This window comes from Acidobacteriota bacterium, from assembly GCA_012517875.1.
Classification (GTDB): Bacteria; Acidobacteriota; JAAYUB01; order JAAYUB01; family JAAYUB01; genus JAAYUB01.
Map to the genome: position 1 here is coordinate 15,427 of JAAYUB010000134.1, position 23,954 is coordinate 39,380.

Sequence of the window (23,954 nt, forward strand, 5' to 3'; positions counted from 1 at the left end):
CATCAACGGGGGCCGTCAGGCCCCTGTTTTTTTTCCCCCTGAGACTCCCCCAGGAATGCCGCTTCGTTGACCGCCAGCAGCGCCGGCTTCACGATCTGTCGCAACGCCTGCCGGATGTCCTCGCGCGCCAGCACGAACGGGTGCGCGTTCATGAACCGGCCCAGCAGAACCAGGTTGGCGATGCGCGGCTGGCCGAGCCGCAGGGCGACGGCGTCGGCATCGTGGACAAACACGCGGTAACCAACGGCCGCCAGTCGGCGGATCTCCGGTGCATCCGGATCCGGGTGATTCAGCACCACCTGCCCGTCGGCTCGCAGCTGCCGCAGGTGGGTGTACAGTTCGGAGCGTTCCAGCACGAATAGGGTGTCCACGCTGCCTGGGAACAGCACGGGGGAGCGGAAGGCGCCGATCTTCAACGAGCTGTACACCGAGCCGCCACGCTGACTCATCCCGTGGATCTCGTACGTGAAGACGGGCCGGCGCTGGATCTGGGCGGCGGTGTACAGGAGCCGGCTCAGGAAGAGCACGCCTTGTCCGCCCAGGCCGGCAATGAGAATCTGGTGGTCCACCCGCGCCTCCTTGAGAACCGGCGTGTTCATGGCTGCTCCCGGATCGCCCCGGACGGGCAGACGGTGATGCAGTTCCCGCATTGGGCGCAGATCCGGCGGTCTATGGCCGCCTTGCCGTCGGGGGTGGCGATGATCGCCGGGCACTGGAACACGTTCATGCAGACCTTGCAACCGGTGCAGGCGGCCGGGTCGACCCTCACCGGGCGTTTCACGGGCACACCGCCCCTGGGATCGTTGAGCACGCACGGATGCCGGAAGATCAGCACGGCGACGCCGCCGTCGGGCTGACGGGTGAATGCGTGCGCCGCCCGCAGCGCCTCGATGCACGCGTCCATTGTATAGGGGTCGCGGATTTCCAGGAAGCGCACGCCGCAGCCCCGGACGGCCTCCTCGAGCCGGACCGGCCGGCCCGGCGTGCCGTCGATCCGCACGCCGGTGGAGACGGCGGGCTGCATGCCGGTCATCGCCGTCACCTCATTGTCCAGGATGACCACGATGATCCGGCTGTCGTTGTACACCGCGTTGGCCAGCTGCGGCAGGCCGGAATGCAGGAACGTCGAATCGCCGATGGTGGCCACGACGGGTTGTTCCCGGCCGTCCTGGCGGTAGGCCTGGTGGATGCCCATGGCCAGGCCGATGGAGGCGCCCATGACCAGCACCGTGTCCACCGCCTTCATGTTGACGCCCAGAGTGTAGCAGCCGATGTCCCCGGTGTAGATGCCCTTGGGGAGCGCCTTGCGGATGACGTGGAACGAGTTGCGGTGGGGGCAGGCCGGGCAGAGCGTCGGCCGCCGGACCGTCGCCGGGGCCGGGTTCTCCGGGACCGTGATCGAAATAGCGGGCTGCTCGAGGAACCGGCACAGAATGTCGTCGAGCCGCTGGCCGTCGATCTCCCCTTCGGCGGGCACCTGGCCGTTGAGGCGGCCGGACACATGGCCGCGGTCGGCGATCTGCTGTTCGATCACCGGACCGGTCTCCTCCAGGACCAGCACCCGCTCGTGCCGGCCGATGAACGCCGCCACCGGTCCGGCGGGAAACGGGAAGGCGCAGCCCACGTGGAGCAGTGGCAGCGTCAGGCCGCGGCTCGCCGCCCAGTCCTGGATCATGCCGCGGAGGACCCCGCCGGCGATGATGCCGCAAACGCCCTCGCCCGGGTCGGCCCAGGTGAGCGCCCGCTCAGCCTCGACGTGGGCGCGGATTGCCTCCAGCTTCCGGTTCAGCTCCCGGTGCAGCTCCAGGCGGTACTTCGGCGTGGCGGCCCAGCGGTTGGGATTCTTGACGAATGCAGCGGGCGGGCAGGCGTCGATCGCCGCGTCCAGCGATACGGACTGGCGGGCGTGGCACACCCGCAGCGACGGGCGCAGGATCACCGGGATCTCGAAGCGCTCCGACAGGGCCACCGCCAGCTTCGCGTAGGCGCAGGCTTCCTGCGGCGTGGCCGGATCGAAGACCGGCACCTTGGCGAACTGGGCGAAGGCGCGCGTGTCCTGTTCGGTCTGGGACGAGTAGGGGCCGGGATCGTCGGCGCTCACGATCACGAAGCCGCCTTTGCACCCGGTGTACGCCGAGCTCATGAGCGCATCGGCGGCGACGTTGAGCCCCACCTGCTTCATGATCGTGGCGCTGCGCTTGCCCGCTAAGGAAGCCCCCAATGCCACCTGGAAGGCGACCATCTCGTTGAGTGACCACTCGACGGCGACCGCGGCGCCCAGTTCGGAGCGGATGGCGAGAACAGCCGGGAGGATCTCGGAGCTGGGCGTGCCCGGGTACGAGGTGACCACCTGACAGCCGCCGGTCACCAGTCCCCAGGCGACCGCCTCGTTACCCATGAGAACACGCTGATCCGGCATCGGTGGCTCCTGAAAGATGATCTGAAACAGTCAAGGCATGCAGGAAACCTCATTAAAACAGAACGCTGAGCTCAAACAAAGAAAAATATTGTCGCGGTTCCGTCCCCCCGCTATCATACCTGCGGATCGACCATGCACCGAGATCTGACCGCAACTTACCGGGACATGATGCCCGGCGTCCGGAGCCGGTTGGACGCCGCCGAACTCAGGCGCCGCCTCACCGCGGCGGACGTCGCCGTCCTGGACGTGGACGAGTGCATGATGCCCGGCTTCGCCCAGATCGCCCTCGGTCACCGCCTGTTGCGGGACGCGCTGAGCGGCGGTGGCCCGGCCGGGGCGCGCGCCGTCCGCATCGGGCGGCTGGTCGCACTGGGAGCCTGCCTGTACGGCCTCAAGCTGCTGCCCGGTGACCCGGTCCGCAAGAACCTCCGCCTCCACACCCTGTACGGGCGCGCGCTCCGGGGCGTCGAGCGCGCCGCGTTCCACCGGGTCATGCCGGACGTGTGGCGGTGCGTCTACCCGGAGGTGCGGTCCTGCCTGCGCCGCCTGGCCGAGCGGCGGCCCGTCGGCGTCATCTCGCTGGGTCTCGACTGCCTGCTCGACGGCCTCACCGCGGCGCTGGCTGAGGGCGGGAACCCAATCCCGTTCCGCTTTCTCGAGGGGAACCGGATCATCTGGCGGAACGACCGGTTCGCCGGCCTGGCGCCGCCGATCCGCCATGGGCCGCGGGACAAGGCGGCGGCCTTCGAGACGGTAGCGGTGCGCCATGGCTGGCGCGCGCCGCTCGTGGTCGGCCACAACGCCGACGAGACGGAGCTGTGTGTCATCGCCGAATCAGCCGGCGGACTCAGCATCGGCATCGGCGCCCGTCCGGCCCACCGGGACCAGTTCCACGTGCTGCTGCCCCGGGGAGCGTGGGATCGGCTGGAAGAGTTTCTCCACGCGTACGATGTGGGGTGAGCCGTCACGCGACCGGTACCTGACCGCCGGGCGCCGGCTGCAGCCGGTGGTCGTGCACAAAAAAACAGGGCGGCCGGTGCAGCCGCCCTGTGATTCCTGCCGCGGCAAAGGGATCAACGCAGGTGACGCTCCACCACAGCCAGGACCTCAGGCAGGTCCATGCCGATCTTGCGGAGATGTTCGGGCGTGGGCACGCCTTCGGGCGTCCAGCCCTTGCGTGCGTAGACGGCGTTCAACAGATGCTGGTATTGCTCCTCCCGGTAATGGCGCAGGATCCTGAGTTTTTCCTCGCTGCTCTTGCCGGCGGGATCGACGCCCACTTTCTCGCGCAGTTGCTGATCGTACCGGTCCTGCCGTGATTCATACTCCTCGACGGTGACCGGGCCCACCATCCGGAACGGCGGGATGTCGTCGCTGCGCCGGCCGCGCCCGAGGCGCATGCAGAGGACTTTCTGGAAGTTGTACACCCGCTCCGATTGCAGAATCAGTTCCTTCTTGTCGAGGTTCCCGCCGGTGATGGCGTTGTAAATGTCGACGTAGTTCTGAACATGTTCCGGGACCTTGGCCGGTTCGGCGGTTTGGGCGTTGTCGGCGGGTTCCACGTCGTTCCATGGCAGTTTGCACAGTCCCTGCAATCCGAACCAGGTCCGGAACATGGGAAAGTAGTGGAGCGCCTCCGCCTTGTCTTCAAAGGTGGGGATCTGGTTGTTGACCATGTCCATGAAGATCAACCAAGCTTCGTCGTGCTGCGGGCCCTTGAGCGCCATGCTGTAACCGCCCTGCTGGGCCAGCGACTCCTTGGAGACGTACTGGGAGTACTCGAGACCCTTGCACTCGCAGCCGATGTCCTGCATGAGCTGGGGATCGGCATCGAAATGATCGATGAAATACTCCTTCATCTTCCGGGTACCCAGTCCGGCGATGAGGCCGAAGCCTTCGCCTCGGGCGATCTGGTGCATCATTTCCAGCGTGTCCCGCCAGTTCCCCCAAGTGAAATCCAGGCCGCCCGTGCGCTCGGCGTTGAGCACGCCCTTCTCCCAGCATTCCATGATGAAGGCGGTCATGGTGCCGAAGGAGATGGTATCCAGGCCGTAGGTGTCGCAGTAGAAGTTGATCTCGAGAACCGCGCGGGCATCGAAGACGCCGATGTTGGAACCGCAGCCGCCCACGGTCTCGTACTCGGGGCCGTCGACGGTGACGCGATGCCCCTTGTAGGGACCGGTCAGCAACTCGAAGCCGTCCGCCGCCTTGGCGCAGGCCATGGTGCAACCGAACCAGCAGCCGTCGGGCAGCCCGTGGGTGACATACTTGTAAAAGGCGTGCGAATTGATTTTGGGCGTGTCCACGTGCCGGCCGAACTTGAAATTGTGCGTGGGCAGCAGGTCGTATTCGTCCATGATCTCGACGAGGTGGGCGGTGCCGATCTGGCGCATTCGGCACTGCTGGTCGTCCAGGGCGATGATCTCCTTATGGAGCTTCAGGCCGGTGTGCTGGAGCTTGTCCAGGTCGGCGGGATCGTTGGACTTGCCCGACAGGCCCGAATACTTGACCACAACCGCCTTGATCTTCTTGTCGCGGAACACCGTGCCGATGCCTCCGCGGCCGGCCTGCTTGAGCCGCGCCACCTTGCGGCGCCGGTCATAGAAGGAAAAGTTCAGGCACCCGATCAGGGCGTGCTCGGCGCCGCGGCCGGCGCTGACCGAGGAGATGTGCATCTTCTCCAGCTCGTTGTCGGCGAACATCTCCACCATCTGCTCGGCCAGAATGTGGCTGTCCACCGCTTCACCGGGGGCCTCGAAGATCTGAACCAGCCCCTGGTTGCCGTCGATATACACGATGACGTCGCGCTCGGCCTTGCCCTGGATTTCGATTGCGTCGAAGCCGGAGAACTTCAGGTAGGGGCCGAAGTAGCCGCCCACGTTACTGTCGATGGGGATGTCGGTAAGTGGCGAGATGGACACCACCAGCGATTTTCCCGAACCCGGGTAGTTGGTATTGCCGCAGATCGGCCCCATGCCGATGTTGATCTCGTTCTCGGGGTCGTTCCAGCGCGTGGTGTCGGAGATGGCGTCCCAAAGCAGTTTCAGGCCGAAACCCTTGCCCCCGGTGAACTTCTGTTTCATTTCCTCGGAAACCGGTTTTTCCCGGATCTCGTGCGACGAGACGTTCACATACAGTGTGCGCATGTTATAGCCGCGCACCACCGGCCGGAGCTTGTAGCGGAATTCCTTGAGCAGAACGTGCCGGGCCTTCAGGGCGTCGACGTCGGTGTGGATCTTGGTGTTGTTCATGTTCGCTACTCCTCGGTCACGATCTCGATCGCCTGGGTGGGGCAGCCCTTGACGCAGACGCCGCAAGCCACGCACTTGAAGGGATTCAACACGCCGTCACACCGCCGCATGGCGTCGATGGGACAGACGGCCACGCAGGCGAAACAGCTGATGCACAGTTTCTTGTTGATCATCACCACGCCCTGCTTGTTGACGGTGATGGCCTGGGTGGGACACTCGTCGACGCACTTGCGGTACTGCTGGTCGCAGACCACCAGATGGAACCCCCCGTCGGGCTTCTCGATGACCTGGATGGCCGATTTGGCGGGGTTGTCCTCTTTGAAGAACGCCATGGAACAGGCCGTCATGCACTGGTTGCAGCCGATGCATTTCTCGTCATAGGTTTTGAGATACTTCATGGGGGCAGGACCTCCATTTATAGTGGCACTTCATATTATCGGCCACGGTGTAATAAGTCAACCGGATTTCCGCTTCGTTTCGGCCTCTTGCGCCCGCACTCGGCCGGCGGTTATAATCACCGGGACAGGATGCGTGAGAGGTGCGGCATGCGGCTCATCATCAACAACCGGGAAACCGATCTGACGGGCAGCCAGCTCACCGTCCGCCAGATGCTGCAGCAGATGAAGTACACCTTCCCGATGATTTTCGTTCGGGTCAACGGTGATGTGATCCGGAAAGACCAGTATGACTCGTTCGTGATTCGGGACGGAGACCGCGTGGACGCCATCCACCTGATGGGCGGAGGATAAGGCGGTTGCCCGGGACACCCGGTCTTCCGGCCGCCCCCGCGCGTGTCGCAGCGTTTCAGGGCCGGTCGCCCGTCGCGGGTGGGAACCGGACAGGCAGGCCGTTCCGTTCCAGGCACTCCCAGACATCGATGACGGAGATGCCGGCCGCCAGCACCTGGCGCAGGCAATCTTCGGGAATCTTGCCGGTCAGGTGTTGCCGGACGGCGTCCCGCAGCGCGCCCGGGGGCGCCAGACCCAGGTTGTGGCCGAGGCGTTCCATCTTCTCGTCGTCCAGACCTTGGCTGATGGCGGCTGCCAGGTGGTCGGTTGACAGGCCGGCCTGGATCCAGAATCGGATCAGATGGTCGGCGCGGTCCACCGCGTTCGGCTCCGGCCGGGAGCGGAAGTCCTGCGGCTGGCAGGGCGTGAGGCGGTGCGTGGCCGCGGCGGCCCGGACCGTTTCCGGACAATCGGGCAGGTCGGTGACGGCGTCGTAGAACTGCAAGGCCCGGTCACGCTCGCCGGCGACATCCCACAGCTGCCCCGCCAGGAGCAGGCCGTCGGCCCAGGCGGCGGCGGGCAGCATCGCGCGGAGTGACTCCGGGCGGTCGGCGAAGTCCCGGACCGCAGCCCGCGCGTCCGCCGGCCGGTCGGCGCCGGCCAGAACCCGGGCCAGCATGAGCCGCCCCAGGGGCGACAGATCGGTGCGCGACTCCAACATCCGCACGCCATCGGCGTAGAGACCGGGGGCCAGAATCTCGTCCCGGAAGTTTCCCCAGACCGAGAACTCGCTCACGGGGACTTGCTGCAGGCTCGCCGCCCACCGGGTCCACAGCTCCGCCAGCGGGGCGCCGAAGCAGGCGGGGAAATCCTTGTCGAGGCCCTGGCCGCGATGCCAGAATTCCAGATACTTGGCCCAGCCGACCTGATCCACCAGAAACGCCGTGAAGGAGCAGACCAGGTCGAACACCCACGGGTTGTTCCGGTAGCAGTCGATCCGCTCCAGTTCGGCCAGAGTCGGTAGTTCCCGGCTCTGGACGATCCGTGCGGCCGGCTGATGCCACCGCTCCGGCTGCTCCCGCCGGTTGAGGTATTCGGTGAGGCCTTCGGTGATCAGAAACGACGGGTAGTTGCGCCGATTGATCCGCCAGACCAGCAGATGCATGAACTCGTGGCGCAGGCGGGCCTCCGGCCACCCGTGGATGACCTGCTCCTGGAGCAGGATGAACGTGTGGGGGGCGTCGGGTTGCAGACGACGGAACAGCGTCTCGTCGGGATAATAGTAGAAGTGGATCCGGGGATCCTCCGGCAGCTTGTGCTCCCGGCAGAAGGATTGAACGAGGGCCGTGTAGTCCCGCTGGAGTCGATCCACCACCGGTTCGAGGTCGGCCTGTTCCGGATAATGGAATACGATCTGGGAGGTCGGCCGTGTCCGCCAGCCGGCGAGTTCCTTCTCCAGCGAGATCTTGGCGAACAGTTCCTCGATCTGACGCAATTGCGCCGCGGGGAGCCGCGGCAGCCGGCGTGCCTGGGCGAACCAGCGCAGCGCGGCCTGGTAGTTGCCGAACTGGTAGTCGATCAAACCCAGCATGGTGAACGTCCGGGCCATGACCGGCGCGCTGACGGCGCCCTGGAGGGCTTTGTTGAGGACCGTGTACGCCTGCATGTAGTCGCGCTTTTCGAACAGAACCATGCCCAGCGCGTAGTACGACGCGGGGCCCGGCTCCCGTTCCGCCCACTGCGCGGCCAGCGTCTCCGCCTCCGCCAACCGGTGTTCCCGGATCAGCCGGTTGATCTGGTCCCCGGACTCGTTTCCCGCTTCCGCCGGTTGGGCCATGCCGGCGGTGGCGAGAACCGCCACCAGCACTCCGATCACGACCAGTCGCACCATGCGGCACCTCCATGATCTGAAAAAGAGGCAGTATAGCACAGGCTCGTCGGCAGCGGACGGGAGAGTTCGCGCGGGCCGACGCCGACGCCAGACATCACTTGACATTGATTTGTCGAAGTTGTTCCGCTAAAATGGCGCCGAAAAATTTTTCGGTTCTCGCTGCGAGCATCCACCATGAGCGACACGAATCACGAGATCCTGAAGACCCAACAGAACGAGATCGAGAAATTCCTGCTCGATCCGCGGGTCCAGCGCGTGGCCGGCTTCTTGAGCCGCGGAGACGGCGATCGACGGACGCTGTTCGAGCGGATAATGTATTCATACGACAACGCATCGGCGCCCCGGTCCGACCGGCTGCTGTTCTATCCCCTGCACATGGTGTTCGAGCACTTCATCCGGACCCGCGGCGCCAACGCCGATATGGTGAAGTTCAAGCTGTTCCACCACCGGCCCACACTGCGGGCGCTGGTGAACACGTTTCGCAGCATCCATGCCTATGGTCTGACCGTGCCGCAGAAATTCCAGATGCCCCTGATGATCGTCTGGAACTTCACCCAGGCCTGTAATCTGAAGTGCGTCCATTGCTATCAGGATGCCTGCAGCCGGCCGCTCCCCGACGAGCTGGATCTGGAGCAGAAGTTGAAGGTCGTGGACGAAATGGGCCGGGCGTACGTCCCCTTCCTGGCGCTGGCCGGCGGCGAGCCGCTCATGGGCCGGTACTTCTGGGAGGTGCTCGAGCGGTGCCGGCAATGGGGAATCCACGTCACCATCGCTTCCAACGGCACGATGCTGACTCCGGACGTGACCGCCCGGCTGGTGCAACACGGCGTCAAGTATGTCGAGGTCAGCCTGGACTCGGTGGATCCGGACAAACACGACGCGTTCCGCGGCATTCCCGGCGCCTGGCGCCGCGCCGTGAACGGGATCGAAAACGGGGCGCGCACACCGGGGCTGCGCGTCGGGATGGCCACCTGCATCTCCCGCATGAATGTCGAGGAAACGGACCAGATCATCCAGCTGGCCATCGATAAAGGTTGCTCCACCTTCGTCCATTTCAACTACATTCCGGTGGGCCGGGGAACGCGGAACGACATCCAGGACCTGGACCCGGTCCAGCGCGAGCAGGTGCTCCGGATACTGGAGCGACGGCTGCAGCAGAAGGAGATCAGCATCATGAGCACGGCGCCGCAGTTCGGCCGAGCCTGCTTCATGTACGCCGACACGGAGAGCCGCATGGCGCTCGGCCACGCCGGTTCGGGCCCCGGGGCCAAGACCCGCGTCCTGGCCAAATACATCGGCGGCTGCGGCGCGGCCCGGTGCTACTGTTCCCTGCAGCCCAACGGTGACGTCACGCCGTGCGTCTATATCCCCCACCGTGTGGTGGGCAACGTTCGGCACCAGAGCCTCCGTGAGATCTGGCAGACCAACGTCTACTTTGAGAAACTGACGGATCGGGAACTCCTGGGCGACCACTGCGGCGTATGCGACTACCGCCCCGTGTGCGGCGGCTGCCGCGCCCGCGCGGATGCCTACACGGGCGATATTCTGGCCGGCGATCCGGGCTGCATGCTCAACACCGAATTGTGGGAGCGGCTGACCGCGGCGACACCCGAAATCGCATCCGCGGACCGGTGATCCGCCGGGCGGTCGCGGGGTGGTGTCCGCCGCCTGATGATCCGGACCGGCAGGCGTCGATGGCGGCGGCACCGTTGGCGGGGAGACAGCCTCCAACATGATCGCAGCGGCGATGATTCTTGCGGCCGGCTACGCCACGCGGCTGCGCCCCCTCAGCGACGAGATCCCCAAGGCCTGTCTGCCGGTGCTCGGCCGGCCGCTGGTTCATCACCTGTTCGATTGGCTGGGCCGGTGGGGTGTACAGGATGTGGCCGTCAACCTCCATCACCTGCCCGACGCGGTGCGTCGGGCGGTGACCGCCTACGACGGCCGCCCCTTCAGGTTCCGTTTCTCCGAGGAGCAGGGGCCGATCCTGCTCACTGCCGGCGCGCTGGCGCCGCTGCGCGGCTGTTTCACCGGCGGTGGCACGTTCCTGCTGGTCAACGCGAAAATCATCACCACGATCGACTTGGCCCCGGCGCTAGCCGCCCACCGGGCCGCCGGCAGCCTGGCCACGATGATCCTGACACCGAACCGGCGGCGCGATCCGTTCACCCACGTGCGGCTGGACGCTGATGGCTGCATCGGCGGCTACGTGCCGTTCGCCGAGGCGGACGGGCGGGTGGACCCGCTTCTGGCGTTCACCGGCATCCATCTGCTGGAGCCGCGGGTGCTGGATTTCATCCCCGACGGCCAGCCCTTCGACACCATCCGGCACCTTTACCCCGCACTGGCGGCGGCCGGCCACCCGGTGCGCGGATTTGTCGCGGACGGCGACTGGCTGGAATTCTCCACCCCCGGCCGGTACCTGCGCAACAGCCTGGAACTGCTGCGGGCGGGAGGGCTGGACAATTGGACCACCTGGAACGTGATGCTCGATCCGGCCGCCAGGGTGCGCGAGGCCGTGTTCGGCGAACACGTGATCGTGGACGCCGGCGCCGCGGTGGCGCGCAGCCTGCTGCTGGGCCGCAACTCGGTGAGTGCCGGGGCGACAGTGGAGGACTGCATCGTGGCGCCGGGCGTGGACGTGCCGCCGGGCGCATGGCGCCGCGCGCTGCTGGCCTACGGAACCGGTCGACCGGCGGGGCCGACAATGGAGCTGATGGCGCATCCGCTCGATGCGGCGGCTGATCCGGGTACCGGAGCCGACGGGCCGGCCGGGGGATGAGTGGATCCGCTGCCGGTGCTGGAACAACTTGTCTTGGGAGGTTGAGGCTGCTGTGAGAGGCCGCATGTCGTGGATGCTCGTTATCGGGCTGCTGGTGCTGACCGCCGGGGCGTCTGGCCAGGTGGTTCGCGTCAAGATGAAGAATGGGGACGTTTTGTCCGGCACCCTCGTGGCGCTGGACGTCTCGCAGGCGGTGCTCCGGACCGACTACGCGCCGTTGCTGGGCCTGCCGCTGGAACGAGTGGCCGAGGTGACGAGCAGCGCCGCCGTCCGGCTGTGGCTCGACGACGACACCACGCTGCGGACCACGCTGACGGGCTGGGCGGACGGCGTGTTCCGTCTGACCAGCGGCGATCGGACGTTCAACCTCGCCTCGGCCCGGGTCCGGGGCATCGAGCTGGAGCCGGAGGCGGCTGAACCGGCGACGGATCTCCGCGCGATCGCGGCCCGGGTGGACGGGCTGGACGAAGTCCGGCCGAAACGCTGGAGCGGCGCGGTCAATTTCGGCTACACCCTGGCGCGGGGCAACGCGTCGTCCGACGATCTGTACCTGCGGACCTCCGCACGCTACGCGCGGCAGCGCGACACGTTTTCCGCCAGCGCCCATACGCTTTACGGCGTGCTGGCCGACACCACGTCGCGCGATGAGGTGTATGGCTCGTTCCGGTACGACTACAAGCTGCCGAAGCGGTATTTCGTGTTCGGCTCGGTGAGCGGGGAGTACGATGAGGTGGAGGGGATCGACCTGCGCCACACATGGAACGCGGGCGTCGGCTACAGCCTGGTCACCCGGCCGGCGCTGAGCCTGGACGTGGGCACCGGCATTGGCTTTCTCCAGGAGATCTATCCCAGCCTGTCCAACCGGAGCGACGGCAGTACCCTGCTTGAGGGACATCTGAACTGGAAGCTGAATGACCGGGTCGCGTTCACCCAGAACCTGCTGGTCATTCCATACCTGACCGGCGACTCGCGGTACCGGACAGTCCTGGACGCCACGCTGAACCTGACCGTGAATCGCATGTTCAAATTCAACATCGGCATGCTCAACCGGTACGATTCACGGCCGCTCCCCGACGTGGAGCACAACGATTTCACCATGTTCACGGGAGTCGGCTGGATCTTCTGACGGCGGGCGGGTGCACCGCGGGCCGCGGTCCGGACCGGGTCCGGCCGTAACACCGCGCCGTCGGGCGGAGGGAACGGATGACGCAGCCACCGCCGCTGTTCCGGCGCCAGCCGGATACGTCACCGCTGATCGGCGCCCACCGGGGCGCCCACGACGGCGGGCGCCCCGAGAACACGCCGGCGGCCTTCCGGCGGGCCATCGAGCTGGGGTGTGACCTCGTGGAGCTCGACGTCCGCCGCACCGCGGACGGCGAGCTCCTCGTGTTCCATGACGCCGCCATCGGCGGTCGGGCGGTCGCGGCGGTGACCGCGGCCGAAGCCCGCGGCGCGGCGGCGCGCCAGGGCATCGACATCCCGACGCTGGACGAGGCGCTGGGCATCTGTGCCGGCCGGATCCTGGTGGACATCGAGATCAAGGACCCGGTCGCAGCCGCCGCCGCCGCCGCGACGGCTGCCCGGCTGCTGCCGCCGGACTCCTTCCTGCTCTCCTCGTTTTCCCGTCGGGCGCTGCGGATCGTGCGGCGGATGTTTCCCGCGCTGCCGCGCGGCTGGATCGTGGGACGCGCGGTCCCAGGCGGATGGCGGACGCTGGCGGGGCTGACGGCCGGACCGCTGGCCGGGCTGTTTGGCCGTCCGGCGTGCCTGATCGTCAACCACCGCCTGGTCGTTGCCGGCACGGCCGGGGGAGGGGGCGCCCCGTCGTTGCCCTGGCTGGCCTGGACGGTCAACGATCCGGCCGAAGCCGGCCGTCTGGCCGATCTCGGCGCCTGGGCGCTCATCACCGACGTCCCGGACGCTCTGCTGGCGTGGCGCCGGGAGCGCCGGGGGGCGGACCGCTAATTCCGCGGCACGGCCGACAGCAGCCGGGAATTGTTATCCAGGAACAGCTCAAACGCCACGACGGGTCCCGTGGCATCCAGGACCACGTAGCCGCCCAGTTGCGGCCACGCCGCCGGGATGATGTTGCTGAGCAGCCCGAGGTAGCGGCTGTCGGCCTCCAGGTGCAGGACGTGCGTGCCGGTGAGCGTGCCGTCCTGACGGTAGATCCAGACGGTGGCGTCCACGGGGTAGGTGTTGAAATTGCACACGCTGATGCCGTTGAAGTACATCAGCGTTCCGTCGCCCACCGGGCCGTGCGCCACGTGGCTGAAGACGGCCTGCCGCGCCGGGGCGGTCTCCAGGGCCAGACAGGATTCGAAGGCCGGCAGGGCATTCAGGCCGTCGCCGAACACCACGTCGCCGAGGAGGCCGGTGCGGTCGGACGTGATTTTCACGTTGCCGGTCACGTAGGGCGGCCGGGTCGCGGGGTCCGTCAGGCCGAAGGCCTGCCAGGCGGGGACGACGAGCTGCTGCCCGGCAGTGAGCGTGTAGTTGGCCGTGGTGCTGGCGACGTGGGCGTCGTCGGTGAAGGCAAGGGTCACCTCGGCCGTCTCCGCCGCCGTGTTGATCACGTGGAAAACGGTATCGTACGGATTGATGAACCCCGGCTGCTCCCCGCCGCTGGCCACGTGGGCGCTGTACAGCGTGTTCACGTTCGGATCCCACTGCAGCGGGACCGAATGGACGGTGACGACCCCGCCCTCGGCGTTCAGGTGGCGGATCATGGCGAAGCCCACCACGCCGTATCCGTCGTCGGTGGTCCCCACGAGATAGCCGTCGGGCAGGTTCAGGAAGCTCTCGTTGCGGAAGAAGAGATCGTGCATCGTGCCCGTCAGCATGTGCCGGCCTTCCAGATCCGTTTCCATGAAGCCGATCTGCGTCCCGGCGGCGTTCCGGAGCGAGAGCTCCACGTGGATCGTGTCGTCGTATGGGTTGAGGATGAACAGCTCGGTCTGCACGGTGTAGACGCCGCCGCTGAAATGCTCCTGGACGTGGGTGACGGTGTAGTCCTCGAACACGCCGTCGGTGGCGATCGTGCCGTCCATGTAATCACCGGTCAGATTGGTGTTCAGGAAGAACGCCCGGGCGGTGAGGCTGTTGCTGACCAATCGGAGCCAGCCGGTGTGGGTGCCGGCCGGCAGGCCGAGCTGGATGTCGCCGATGAACGAGAACTGGGTCAGGGGCTCCATGAGCTGGGCGGCGCCGTTGTTGGTGCCGGCGAGCAGGTCGCCGTCGTTGTCGTAGCCGTAGATCAGCAGGCTCTGCGAGCCGTTCACGGGATTGCTCACCCCGTAGCCGGTGAACTCGCCGGTGCCGGTGCGGAAGAACGGAAAGTCGATGATGGCGGGCGTCAGGCAGAAGATGGAGGTGCTGTCCTCGCCCAGGGCGCGGCCCACGTTGAGCCCGGCCAGGAACTGTTCGTCGGGTGAGACGGCCAGATCCTCCGGCGCCGGACCGGTGTCGCGGAAGGCGTACCCGCCGGTCAGGCAGTCGAAGATCATCAGTTCGTCGCTGCCCACCGAGTGGATCAGGCCCGTCCGGTTGTCCGACAGCACGGCGATGTTGTTGTACCCGTCGAAGTCGGCGAAGCCCATGGCGTCGGTAATGGTGCGGAGGAGTTCCAGCGAGCCGGCGTCGACCACGTAGAGGCGGTTGAGCACGATCGACGACGCGACCAGGCGGGCGCCGTCGGGCGTGATGGCGATCCGGCTGAGGCTGGCATCCGGCGTGGCCTCGCCCGGGATGTCCAGGTACGGCTGGTTGGCGTAGTTGCCGATCTCGAAGGCGACCACGTCGTTGTACTGGGGGTCGCAGACGTACCCCCACCGGCTGTCGGGGGAGAAGACGATGTTGTTGAGGCAGAGGAAGTCGGAGCCCGTGCGGTCGAAGTCGGCATCCACCACCACGAACGTGTGCTGGACGGCGAAGGTGGGCTCATTGAACAGGTCGATGACGCTGATCTGGTCGTCGTCGGTCCGTCCGTTGCAGAGCACGAACGCGCGCTGGCCGTCGGGGGTGACATAGGTCCGGGCGGGACCGGTGCCCATGTTGGCCCACAGCGTCGCGTGATGCAGATCACCCGGCGTGGTGGTCACCCGGAACACGTAGAGCTGGTTGACGGTGGTCCGGGCGTCGCAGACGAAGCCGTAGAGGCCGGTCGAGCTGAAGGCGATGTTGTTGTAGTAGGCGAAGTCGGAGAGGACCGGCGGCGTGTAGGTGGCGGTCTGGAAGTCGGCGAGGCGGATGATGGTCACCGTGTCGCTGTCGATGTTCAGCACGCAGGCGTGCAGGCCGTCGGGAGTCAGGTAGATGCCGGCCGGCTCCTGGCCGGTGGCGACGTAGGCGATGATGTTGTCGGTCCAGCGGTAGGGATCGAAAACGATCACCCGCGAGTTCTGGGGATCGGTGACCAGCCCCAGCAGCCCGTCGGCTGTGAACACGGCGTTGTTGTAGAAGCCGAAATCCTCGTCGCCGGCGACGACTTCGCCCATCAGGATCTGGGCCGCCGCCGCGGCGGTGAGACCGGCGATGAGAATCAGTCCGATCAGGGCACGTTGACGGTTCATGGCGCTGACCTCCCGGTTGTCTCGACGTCAGGGATAGATCTTGTACAGCATGCGGGGGAAGGCGATGGTTTCCCGGATGTGCTCCAGGCCGCACAACCAGGCGACGCACCGCTCGATGCCCATGCCGAAGCCGCCGTGGGGACAGGTGCCGTAGCGGCGCAGGTCCAGGTACCACTGGAACGCCGCCTCGGGCAGGCCGTGCTCGCGGATGCGCGCCCGCAGCTTGTCCAGATCCGCCAGGCGCTGGCCGCCGCCGATCACCTCGCCGTAGCCCTCGGGGGCCAGCACGTCCACGCAGAGGGCCTTGCCGGGGTCGGCCGGGTCGGTCTCCATGTAGAACGCCTTGACCGCGGCCGGATAGCGGTGGACCATCACCGGCCGGTCGAACCCCTCGCTGACCAGGGTCTCGTCGGTGCCGCCGAAGTCACCGCCGTACACAAATTCGGTGCCTTTCCCCTCGAGCATCTTGGCGGCGTCGTCGTACGCCAGGCGGGGAAACGGCGTCCGGACGTTCTCCAGCTTGGAGGTGTCTCGTTCCAGCACCTTGAGCTCCTCACGGCGTGTGTCCAAGACGAAGGCGACGATGTGGCTGATGAAGTTCTCAGCCAGTTCCATCACGTCGTCGAGGGTGGCCCAGGCCATCTCCGGCTCGATCATCCAAAACTCCATCAGGTGGCGGCGGGTCTTCGATTTTTCGGCCCGGAAGGTGGGGCCGAAACAGTACACCTTGCCGAACGCCATGGCCGTCGCCTCGTTGTAGAGCTGGCCGCTCTGGGTGAGATAGGCCGTGTCGTCGAAGTACTGGGTTTCGAACAGGGTGGTGGTGCCCTCGCAGGCGTTGGGCGTGAAGATGGGCGTGTCCACCAGGGTGAAGCCGTTGGCGTCCAGGTAGTCGCGGCAGGCCTTGATGATGGCGTGGCGGACCCGGATCACCGCGTGCTGGCGGCGAGAACGCAGCCAGAGGTGGCGGTTCTCCATGAGGAACGCGGTTCCGTGCTCCTTCTTGGTGATGGGGTAGTCGGCGACCGCCTGGACCACCTCCAAGCCGGTGACGTCCATCTCGTGTCCGCCGGCGGCGCGGGCCTCGGCGCGGACGCGACCGGTGACGATCAAGCTTGATTCCAGGCCGATCGCCTCAGCCTGCGCGAACACGTCCGGGGCGACGTTGTTTTTGGCCATCACGCACTGCATGATGCCTGTACCGTCACGCACGATCAGGAACAGGATCTTGCCGCTGGAACGGCGATTGTACAGCCAGCCCTTGAGAGTAACCGTCTGGTCGACGAACCGGGCGGCGGTTTCGATGGTGAACGCGGACATGGGTACCTCCGGCAGGGGTGACTGATTTCACCGATGATAATCAAAGACGCGCCAAAAGACAATGGCCGATCAGCGCTCGGCGGCGGGTTCCGCGAGGCGGGCGAGCTCGGGGTGGACCAGGCGGTAGAGCCGCATATTGGCCATCACGTGGTTCACGTAGCCGCGGGTCTGGTGGAAGTGGATCTCCGGCGGCAGGTACAGGTCGGCCGGCTGGCCGGCCAGGCGCGTCCAGTACGCCGCCTGGCCGAGGCCGGCGTTGTAAGCGGCGGCCGCGGCGGCGGGGGACTGGAGGCGGTCCAGCAGCTGGCGCAGGTAGCGGACGCCGAGCCGGATGTTCAGCCCCGGCTGGTACAGGGCGGCACCGGCGTCGGGCAGCTCGATGCCGCTCTGAGCCGCCACCGTACGGGCCGTGTCGGGCATGAGCTGCATGAGCCCGCGGGCGGAGACCGGAGAGTGGGCGCGGGGGTTGAACCGGCTCTCCTGGTGGATGATGCTGTAGATGAGGCTGGGGTCGACACCCGCCTCGCGGTTGGCGGCGCGGACGTCCTCCTGGTAGGGCGCCGGGTAGCTGAGGCGGAGCAGCTCCGGGTTGATCATCGCCAGCGGCGTGCCCTCGGGATAGCGCTCCAGAGCCAGGTAGGACCAGCGGTACGCCTGGTGTGGGGCGCCGGCCCGCTCAAACAGGCGGGCCAGCGTCACAGCGCGCCGGATGGCCGGGTCGTGTTCGGAGTCGCCGGTATGCCGCGCCACGAGCACCAGCGGCGTGCGGCTGTACTCGAGGGCGGCCGGCTCTGCCAGCCCCAGCCGTTGGAAGGTCCGCGCGCGGAACAGCCGTCCTGCCGGCGTGTCGACGGCCGAAGGGGCGGGCGGGGTCATGGCATCGGTCGGAAGCGACGGGATGTCCGCCAGCGCAGTGATCACCGCCCGGTACCGAGGCAGCTGCTGAAGACCCCGGTGCCACGCGGCGGCGTCGCCGGTCAAGAAATACAGCCGGCCGTATTCCTCATAGGCGGCCGTCTGGTCGCCTTGCGCGGCGAGGTCGGCCGCCCGGGTGCGGGCCGCGGCGGCGAGCGCCGTCCGCAGGTCCGGCCGGCTGGCCAGGACGGCGTCCGCCCGGTCCATGGACAGGAACGCGTACTGGCTGTGGCGGTGGTTCAGTTCGGCGGTCCACGTCTCCACCGCCCGCTGCGGATCGCCTGCGCCCTCCAGGGCGAGGCCGAGAAAGAACCGGGCCTCGAGCCGGTCCGGCAGATTGCCGGAGGCGGGGGATGGGAGTTGCGGCAGCAGCGTCTCGAGGATGGGGACGGCCTGTTTGGGCATCCCTAGTCGCAGGTGGAACAGCGCTTCCAGATATTCGAAGCGCCGGCGCTCCCGCCCGTTGAATTCGGCGGCAGCCCGCTGCAGCCAGCCGAGCGGCGCCGTGCTCGGGCCCGTGAGGCGGGTGACGTTGTAGAGGGCGGCATAGACATCCGACCGCGTGGCCTCATCGTCGGCCAGCTCCAGCCCGTCGGTGTACACCGGCAGGGCCTCGGCCTCCCGGCCGGCCAGCAGCAGCGTCCGGCCCAGGGCAAGCCGGCTCTGGACCTGGAGGTCCTTGCCGCCGGAGCGTCCCGCTTCATCGTAGAATTGCGCGGCGGCGGCGTAATCGCCCTGGAGAAAGCGACAGCGGCCCACCCAGAAGGTGTAGAGCGGCCGCTTGGCCGACTGGGGGAAGCGTTGGCGGAGCGCCTCGGCCAGCGGGAGCGCCCGTCGTGCTTCGCGGTTCTGCACCAGCACCGCCGTCAGCCGGGCCAGGCGGTCCTCCGACTGGCGGACCCGGTTCATGAGCGGTTCGCTGTCGAGCAGACCCAGCGCCGCGGCCGCCTCGGTGCGCGCCCGGCCGGACGCCAGCGCCGGCCAGAGCAGCCCCCAGGCGGCGTCCCACTGCTTGAGCCGGGCGTGGATGCCGGCCGCCGCCAGCCGAGCCTCGTCGCGGCGGGACTTGTACTTGTGGGCGCAGTTCAGGAAGGTCTGCAGCGCCAGGCTGAGCTTGCCGCTGTCGCGGTAACTTGCCGCCAGCAGAAAGTGGGCGTCCGGGTTGTAGGGGCTCTTCGGTTGGCTCTTGACCAGCGCGTACCAGCACTTGCGGGCCGCGACGGGGTTCCCCGCCGCGTCGTGCAGACGAGCCTGCTCCGCGAGCATGTAGTCGGCGAAGAGAGAGTCGCGGGGGATCCAGGCGGCGTAGAGAGCGATTGCCTCCGCGCGTTGGCCGGACGATTCGTGCAGCCAGGCCTGCAGCAGGTAGAGGCGGTCGCGCCGGTACGCAGTCGGATCGGTCTGCTGCAGGGTGGCCACCTCGGCCAGCGCCTCCGGCCAGCGTCCGGCCTGGACATGCGGCTCCACTTCGGGAATCCCGATGGACGCGCGCAGCGGCAACGCACCCGCACCCAAAGGCAGGGCGAGGAACAACAGGCAATGTATCCACGAGCGGACGGCCGGTGCTTTCATGATTGATTGATCAACCGATCCGGGCCTGTAACCAGCCGCCCGGATCAACCGCTCATTGTAATGGAAGCGGCGGTTTCGCCCAACCCTTTTTGCACGGACTTCAACCACCTCCAGTCGTGCGACCGGTGGAATCGATGGACAGTTGAATCGGTGAATGGATGGCTGGGTGAATAGGTGAACGGGTGGATTGGTGATGGGCACGTAGATCCGGTTTCTGTAATCCAGGATCCAGGACTCAGAACCCGAGACCCAGGTCCGAATTCCGATTTCCGATGTTCGATAGCCGAAGTCCGATGTCCGGTTAAGGGGCGTTCCCCAGCGTCGACCCTTCTCGTCGGTGATCACGCGAGAAGGCGATCCACGCTTTTTTCCCATCCAGCTGATAATGAACTTTCAACGTTTCCTGGCCTCTCTCGGGCTTGAAGGTGTGCTCGATGACGGCATCGACCCATATTCCCGGTTCGCGGTAACGGAAACAGAAGAACTGGCCGTAATAATTGCCCGAAGCATTGCGCTGGTCGGCGAATTTCAGAAAGACCATCCCCTTCTGGTACCCCACGTAATAATCCGGAACGTGATCGTCATATTTTCGGGCGACGTAATAGCCCCCTTCCCTGGAGATGACGGTCAGGCCCTCCCGCCAGCCGCCGGTCAGGTCATTTGGATTGGTCGGCGGATTCGGCGGCGGCGGATCGACGCGCTGGTTTGCGGCCAAAGTTCCCTTTGTCGCCGGCGAATCGAAGCCCGGTTCCAGGTTCAGGTTGGCCAGCCGGACGTCGTTTTCCAGGGTCCTGATCATTGCGTTGAAGTCCCCAGTGGTTTTCAGGTTTGGAACATTCAGATTGTTCGCCTGATCCTCGGTGAGAAAGGAACAGCCGAGCGTGTTGCGCACCGTGAGTCCCATCGTGAGGGCCTGATTGATTCCGCTTCTTGCCATTTCGAGGCGAAAGCTGTTCCCTACCCGGGTGGCGGCAACGGCCTGGCCGCTGTGGAACCCGAGATCGGCGACGTAGGTGTCGCAGGTGGCGAACGATTGCAAGCCCTGATCGGACCTGAAGATGGTCGACATCGCCGTCTTTAAATTGGAGTGGCATCCCTCCAGATACGCCATCTTCTGCCGGTTGTTCATGCGTTCCGTCGCCTGGGGGAAGCGCTGCAGCAACTCGGTGATCCGGCGGATCTGGCCGGAATCGAAGGGTGGATCGAAGTACCGGTCGGCGAGCTGGTTCAGCATGGTGATGGCCGTGTTGATGTAGCCGTTGATGGTGTTGGAATTTTCGGAGGTGATTCCCTGGTATTCGACGATCAGTGCGGTCATGCCGATGTTGCCCGCCGCGTTGAACACCAGGCGCTGGCGCTCGTTGGCTTTCAGTTGCTGGCCGCCCAGCCAGAGCAGCAGACAGGGCACGACGAACAACACTTTCGTGATTCTCATCCTGTCACCTCCGCTGGTTGGCGATTCTTCTTCTTACATTTCAAAGTATGGTAAAACCCGGCCGATGTCAATCAGCGGTTGATCGGCCATTTGGATACGAGTCCGGCGATGCTGGAATCCGGGACCCAGGTCCGATCTCAGAAATCCGATTTCCGAAGTCCGAAGTCCGAGTTCCGATGCCGGGAACGAGCCTCCGGCCTCGAGCCTCTAGCCTCGATTCTGATGTGCCTTGACTTTGCCGCGGCCGGACATTATCTTCGCGAGGATGATCTTGCAATCCGTGTTACGGAGCCCCCGTCCCGCATGAACAAGCCCTCGCCCAACCTGAAGCGGCTGCCGGCGGCCGTGGTGGCACTGGGCGTGGTGAGCTTCTGCAACGACCTGTCCAGCGAGATGATCTACCCGCTGCTGCCGCTGTTTCTCGCCACGACCATGGGAGCGGGGGCGTGGGTGATCGGGCTCATCGAGGGGGTGGCCGAGTCCACCGCCGCGGCGCTGAAGCTGGTCGCCGGCCTCCTGGCCGACCGGGTGCGGCGGCGTAAGCCCATGCTGCTGGCCGGCTACGGGATCTCCGCGGCGGCCCGGCCCCTCATCGGCCTGGCCGGCGCCTGGCCGTTTGTTCTGGCCATGCGCTTCGCCGACCGGGTGGGCAAGGGCGTCCGCACCTCGCCCCGCGACGCGCTCATCGCCGACGTGACCGCGCCGGAAATCCGCGGTGCTGCCTTCGGCTTCCACCGCGCCATGGACCACGCCGGCGCAGTGGTGGGGCCGCTCGCGGCCGCGGCGCTGCTGGTGGGCGCCGGACTGGAGCTGGGCCAGGTGTTCCTGCTCGCGGCGATCCCCGGCGTGGCGGTGCTTGTCGTCCTCGTCGCGGGGGTTCGGGAGCCGGCGCGCGCCGCGCCCGCCGCGCCGCCCGCATGGGACGTGCGCCGCGACTGGCGTGGCCTCGGGCGCCCGTTCCACCGGTTCCTGCTGGCCATGCTGGTGTTCACGCTGGGCAACTCGGCCGACGCATTCCTGCTGCTGCGACTGGCGCAGTCGGGCGTGCCCGAGGCGTGGGTGGCGGTGCTCTGGTCGCTCCACCATGTGGTGAAGATGGCCGCCACGTATGTCGGCGGGCGCCTGTCCGACCGGCTGGGCCGGCGGCGCATGGTGCTGGCCGGCTGGGCGGTCTACGCGGCGGTCTACCTGGTCTTCGCCGCCGGTCCGTCCATGCCCGGGCTCGTCGCCGCGTTCATGGTGTACGGAATCTACTTCGGCCTCACCGAGCCGGTGGAGAAGGCGTGGGTCGCCGACCTGGCCCCGACGGCGCTGCGCGGCGCGGCATTCGGGTCGTACCACGCGGTGGTGGGGCTGGGCGCGCTGCCCGCCAGCCTCGTCTTTGGCCTGGTCTGGCAGGCCTGGGGCGCTCCGGCCGCATTCGGTTTGGGTGCCGCCCTGGCCGCCGCGGCGGCCGCCCTGCTCGTGCGTGTGAGCGCCGAGGAGGCAATCGCGGCCGATGGGCTGAACCAGGCGCCGAAATCCACGTACAATCAACCCAAGGAGTAGCGGTATGACGGAAACCCCCGGGACCACCGAGAAGAAGAGCCCCTGGCGCGAGATCGTGGAACCGTTCGTAAACCTGGTGCAGGCGCCGATGGCCCTCTGGGCGGCCAATCTGAGCTACTGCCTCGAGGGGCTGGCCTACTTCGGAACACTGGCCCTGCTGGCGATCTACTACAACGACTTCCTCGGCTTCGACGACCACGCCGCCGACTGGATGGTGGGTGTGCTCACAGGCGGCATCACCCTGGGCATGCTGTTCCTCGGCAGCATCCCCGACCGTTGGGGCGTCCGCCGGGCGCTGGTGGCGGCGATGGCGTTCGTCCTGGTGGGCCGGGCGCTGCTCGCGGCCGGTCCCACGTTCCTGCCGTGGTTCGGCGGCGCGACATCGCCGCTGTTCCTGGTGTCGCTGGCGGGGATCCTGTGCGTAGTGGTGGGCTGGGGGATGTACCAGCCGGCGATTTTCTCCGCCGTCAAGCATTTCACGGACGAGAAGACCGCGGCGATGGGCTTCGCCATGCTGTACGCGGTGAACAACCTGGGCGGCTTCCTCCCCGGGCTGCTGTCGCCCCGGGTGCGCGCCGCCACTAACGCGTTCTTCGAGGCCCACGCGCCCACCGCCGGCCCCGGACCCCGCGGCGAGATCCATTACGGCATCCTCGGGGTGTACTGGGTATATGTGGCCCTGACCGTGGTGGGCCTGCTGGTGGTGGCGCTCCTGCTGAACCGGCGCGCGGTGGAGCGGGCCCGCCGGATCCTGGCCGGCGACTCGGCCGCCGGCGCGCCCCCCGCGGCGGAGGGGACCGGCCGGCCCCGGCGCACGCTGGGCGAGTATCTGCGCCAACATCCGCTGCGGGACGGCAAGTTCACCTTTTTTGTTTTCGTCCTGATCCCGGTGCAGACGCTGTTCGCCCACAACTGGCTGACCCTGCCCCAGTACGTGGACCGCTGCTTCGGCCAGGGCGTCCGGGACAACATGGAGTTCTTCGTCAACTTCAGCCCGCTGCTCATCTTTGTGCTGACGCCGCTGGTGGCCGCGCTCACCACGAAGGTGCCGGTGTACCGCATGATGATGCTGGGCACGCTGGTGATGGCCGCCCCCACGTTCCTGCTGTCGCTCGGCACCAACGTCTATCTGCTGGTCGCGTACATCGTGATCATGTCGGTGGGCGAGGCCATGTGGTCGCCCCGCTTTCTGCAGTTCATCACCCAGATCGCACCCGCGGGGCGCACCGGCGAATACGTGGGCGTGGGGCAGTTCCCCTGGTTCCTGACCAAGATCCTCACCAGCCTGTACGCCGGCTTCTTCCTGGCCCGCTTCGTGCCCATCGATGGCTTGCGCCATCCCCAGACCTTGTGGCTGGTGTACGGCGGCGTCGCCATGATCACGCCGGTGGCGCTGTTCCTGGCCCGCCGGCGGGTCAGCGGCAAGCTGGAGGAGAAGGGCTGACGCGACGGGCGCGGCGGCGGTGCAGACACCCGGCCGCCGGCGCACCTTGAGATACGTGGGACAATATCCGCGAGGCCT

General features: G+C 66.8%; 17 protein-coding genes. 8 read left to right on the plus strand and 9 right to left on the minus strand.

The annotated features are described in order from the left end of the window. Positions 1-2 precede the first annotated feature (2 nt). Both GX414_13610 and GX414_13615 read right to left on the minus strand, forming a co-directional pair. Positions 3-599 (minus strand): hypothetical protein, encoded by a 597-nt coding sequence (locus GX414_13610; protein ID NLI48137.1) that lies wholly within the window; start codon positions 597-599, stop codon positions 3-5. Next, entirely contained in the window at positions 596-2,419 is a 1,824-nt protein-coding gene (locus GX414_13615; GenBank protein NLI48138.1) for a 4Fe-4S binding protein, read from the minus strand. Before GX414_13615 ends, GX414_13610 begins: the two co-directional genes overlap by 4 nt. A gap of 132 nt (positions 2,420-2,551) precedes the next feature. On the opposite strand from GX414_13615, the gene GX414_13620 reads away from it, so the two are divergent. Continuing rightward, the gene (locus GX414_13620; protein ID NLI48139.1) at positions 2,552-3,379 is read left to right on the plus strand and encodes a hypothetical protein; all 828 of its coding nucleotides are present in this window, start codon (positions 2,552-2,554) and stop codon (positions 3,377-3,379) included. Between the two features lie 113 nt (positions 3,380-3,492). On the opposite strand, the gene GX414_13625 is transcribed toward GX414_13620, so the two are convergent. Both GX414_13625 and GX414_13630 read right to left on the minus strand, forming a co-directional pair. After that, positions 3,493-5,670, minus strand: coding sequence for an aldehyde:ferredoxin oxidoreductase (locus tag GX414_13625; protein NLI48140.1), 2,178 nt, complete (start codon positions 5,668-5,670; stop codon positions 3,493-3,495). Between the two features lie 5 nt (positions 5,671-5,675). Then, a complete protein-coding gene (locus GX414_13630; GenBank protein NLI48141.1) occupies positions 5,676-6,068 on the minus strand; it encodes a 4Fe-4S binding protein in 393 nt (130 codons plus the stop codon). Between the two features lie 147 nt (positions 6,069-6,215). Between GX414_13630 and thiS the strand changes: the two genes are divergently transcribed. After that, on the plus strand, positions 6,216-6,419 hold the full coding sequence (gene thiS / locus GX414_13635) for a sulfur carrier protein ThiS (protein NLI48142.1): 204 nt from the start codon (positions 6,216-6,218) through the stop codon (positions 6,417-6,419). Positions 6,420-6,474: 55 nt separating this feature from the next. Here the strand turns inward: thiS and GX414_13640 are convergent, their stop codons facing one another. Continuing rightward, entirely contained in the window at positions 6,475-8,289 is a 1,815-nt protein-coding gene (locus tag GX414_13640; protein NLI48143.1) for a tetratricopeptide repeat protein, read from the minus strand. 174 nt (positions 8,290-8,463) lie between these two features. Here GX414_13640 and GX414_13645 point away from each other — a divergent pair, with 174 nt between their 5' ends. From GX414_13645 to GX414_13660, 4 genes are all read left to right on the plus strand, one after another. Then, positions 8,464-9,924, plus strand: coding sequence for a radical SAM protein (locus GX414_13645; GenBank protein NLI48144.1), 1,461 nt, complete (start codon positions 8,464-8,466; stop codon positions 9,922-9,924). Between the two features lie 97 nt (positions 9,925-10,021). Continuing rightward, entirely contained in the window at positions 10,022-11,071 is a 1,050-nt protein-coding gene (locus GX414_13650; GenBank protein ID NLI48145.1) for an NDP-sugar synthase, read from the plus strand. Positions 11,072-11,135: 64 nt separating this feature from the next. Continuing rightward, positions 11,136-12,197, plus strand: a complete 1,062-nt coding sequence (locus tag GX414_13655) for a DUF481 domain-containing protein (protein ID NLI48146.1) — start codon at positions 11,136-11,138, stop codon at positions 12,195-12,197. Positions 12,198-12,274: 77 nt separating this feature from the next. Further along, positions 12,275-13,036 (plus strand): glycerophosphodiester phosphodiesterase, encoded by a 762-nt coding sequence (locus GX414_13660; protein NLI48147.1) that lies wholly within the window; start codon positions 12,275-12,277, stop codon positions 13,034-13,036. Here the strand turns inward: GX414_13660 and GX414_13665 are convergent. The 4 genes from GX414_13665 to GX414_13680 all read right to left on the minus strand — a co-directional run bounded on the left by GX414_13665 (position 13,033) and on the right by GX414_13680 (position 20,884). Beyond that, positions 13,033-15,642, minus strand: a complete 2,610-nt coding sequence (locus GX414_13665; protein ID NLI48148.1) for a YncE family protein — start codon at positions 15,640-15,642, stop codon at positions 13,033-13,035. The two genes, GX414_13660 and GX414_13665, sit on opposite strands and share 4 nt — an antisense overlap. Before the next feature lie 27 nt (positions 15,643-15,669). After that, positions 15,670-16,962, minus strand: coding sequence for an asparagine--tRNA ligase (gene asnS, locus GX414_13670; GenBank protein ID NLI48149.1), 1,293 nt, complete (start codon positions 16,960-16,962; stop codon positions 15,670-15,672). Positions 16,963-17,031: 69 nt separating this feature from the next. Further along, positions 17,032-19,449: a transglycosylase SLT domain-containing protein gene (locus GX414_13675; protein NLI48150.1), complete on the minus strand. Its 2,418-nt coding sequence runs from the start codon at positions 19,447-19,449 to the stop codon at positions 17,032-17,034. Between the two features lie 301 nt (positions 19,450-19,750). After that, the gene (locus GX414_13680) at positions 19,751-20,884 is read right to left on the minus strand and encodes a hypothetical protein (GenBank protein ID NLI48151.1); all 1,134 of its coding nucleotides are present in this window, start codon (positions 20,882-20,884) and stop codon (positions 19,751-19,753) included. Positions 20,885-21,187: 303 nt separating this feature from the next. Between GX414_13680 and GX414_13685 the strand changes: the two genes are divergently transcribed. After that, positions 21,188-22,432 carry an MFS transporter gene (locus tag GX414_13685; protein NLI48152.1) on the plus strand — a complete coding sequence of 415 codons (1,245 nt, stop codon included), beginning with the start codon at positions 21,188-21,190 and terminating at the stop codon, positions 22,430-22,432. Positions 22,433-22,436: 4 nt separating this feature from the next. Continuing rightward, on the plus strand, positions 22,437-23,876 hold the full coding sequence (locus tag GX414_13690; GenBank protein NLI48153.1) for a peptide MFS transporter: 1,440 nt from the start codon (positions 22,437-22,439) through the stop codon (positions 23,874-23,876). Positions 23,877-23,954 lie beyond the last annotated feature (78 nt).

Coding starts and splice junctions, on each gene's coding strand:
- GX414_13610 (NLI48137.1), bottom strand. CDS start 599: ATGAACACGCCGGTTCTCAAGGAGGCGCGGGTGGACCACCAGATTCTC.
- GX414_13615 (NLI48138.1), bottom strand. CDS start 2,419: ATGCCGGATCAGCGTGTTCTCATGGGTAACGAGGCGGTCGCCTGGGGA.
- GX414_13620 (NLI48139.1), top strand. CDS start 2,552: ATGCACCGAGATCTGACCGCAACTTACCGGGACATGATGCCCGGCGTC.
- GX414_13625 (NLI48140.1), bottom strand. CDS start 5,670: ATGAACAACACCAAGATCCACACCGACGTCGACGCCCTGAAGGCCCGG.
- GX414_13630 (NLI48141.1), bottom strand. CDS start 6,068: ATGAAGTATCTCAAAACCTATGACGAGAAATGCATCGGCTGCAACCAG.
- thiS (NLI48142.1), top strand. CDS start 6,216: ATGCGGCTCATCATCAACAACCGGGAAACCGATCTGACGGGCAGCCAG.
- GX414_13640 (NLI48143.1), bottom strand. CDS start 8,289: ATGGTGCGACTGGTCGTGATCGGAGTGCTGGTGGCGGTTCTCGCCACC.
- GX414_13645 (NLI48144.1), top strand. CDS start 8,464: ATGAGCGACACGAATCACGAGATCCTGAAGACCCAACAGAACGAGATC.
- GX414_13650 (NLI48145.1), top strand. CDS start 10,022: ATGATCGCAGCGGCGATGATTCTTGCGGCCGGCTACGCCACGCGGCTG.
- GX414_13655 (NLI48146.1), top strand. CDS start 11,136: ATGTCGTGGATGCTCGTTATCGGGCTGCTGGTGCTGACCGCCGGGGCG.
- GX414_13660 (NLI48147.1), top strand. CDS start 12,275: ATGACGCAGCCACCGCCGCTGTTCCGGCGCCAGCCGGATACGTCACCG.
- GX414_13665 (NLI48148.1), bottom strand. CDS start 15,642: ATGAACCGTCAACGTGCCCTGATCGGACTGATTCTCATCGCCGGTCTC.
- asnS (NLI48149.1), bottom strand. CDS start 16,962: ATGTCCGCGTTCACCATCGAAACCGCCGCCCGGTTCGTCGACCAGACG.
- GX414_13675 (NLI48150.1), bottom strand. CDS start 19,449: ATGAAAGCACCGGCCGTCCGCTCGTGGATACATTGCCTGTTGTTCCTC.
- GX414_13680 (NLI48151.1), bottom strand. CDS start 20,884: ATGAGAATCACGAAAGTGTTGTTCGTCGTGCCCTGTCTGCTGCTCTGG.
- GX414_13685 (NLI48152.1), top strand. CDS start 21,188: ATGAACAAGCCCTCGCCCAACCTGAAGCGGCTGCCGGCGGCCGTGGTG.
- GX414_13690 (NLI48153.1), top strand. CDS start 22,437: ATGACGGAAACCCCCGGGACCACCGAGAAGAAGAGCCCCTGGCGCGAG.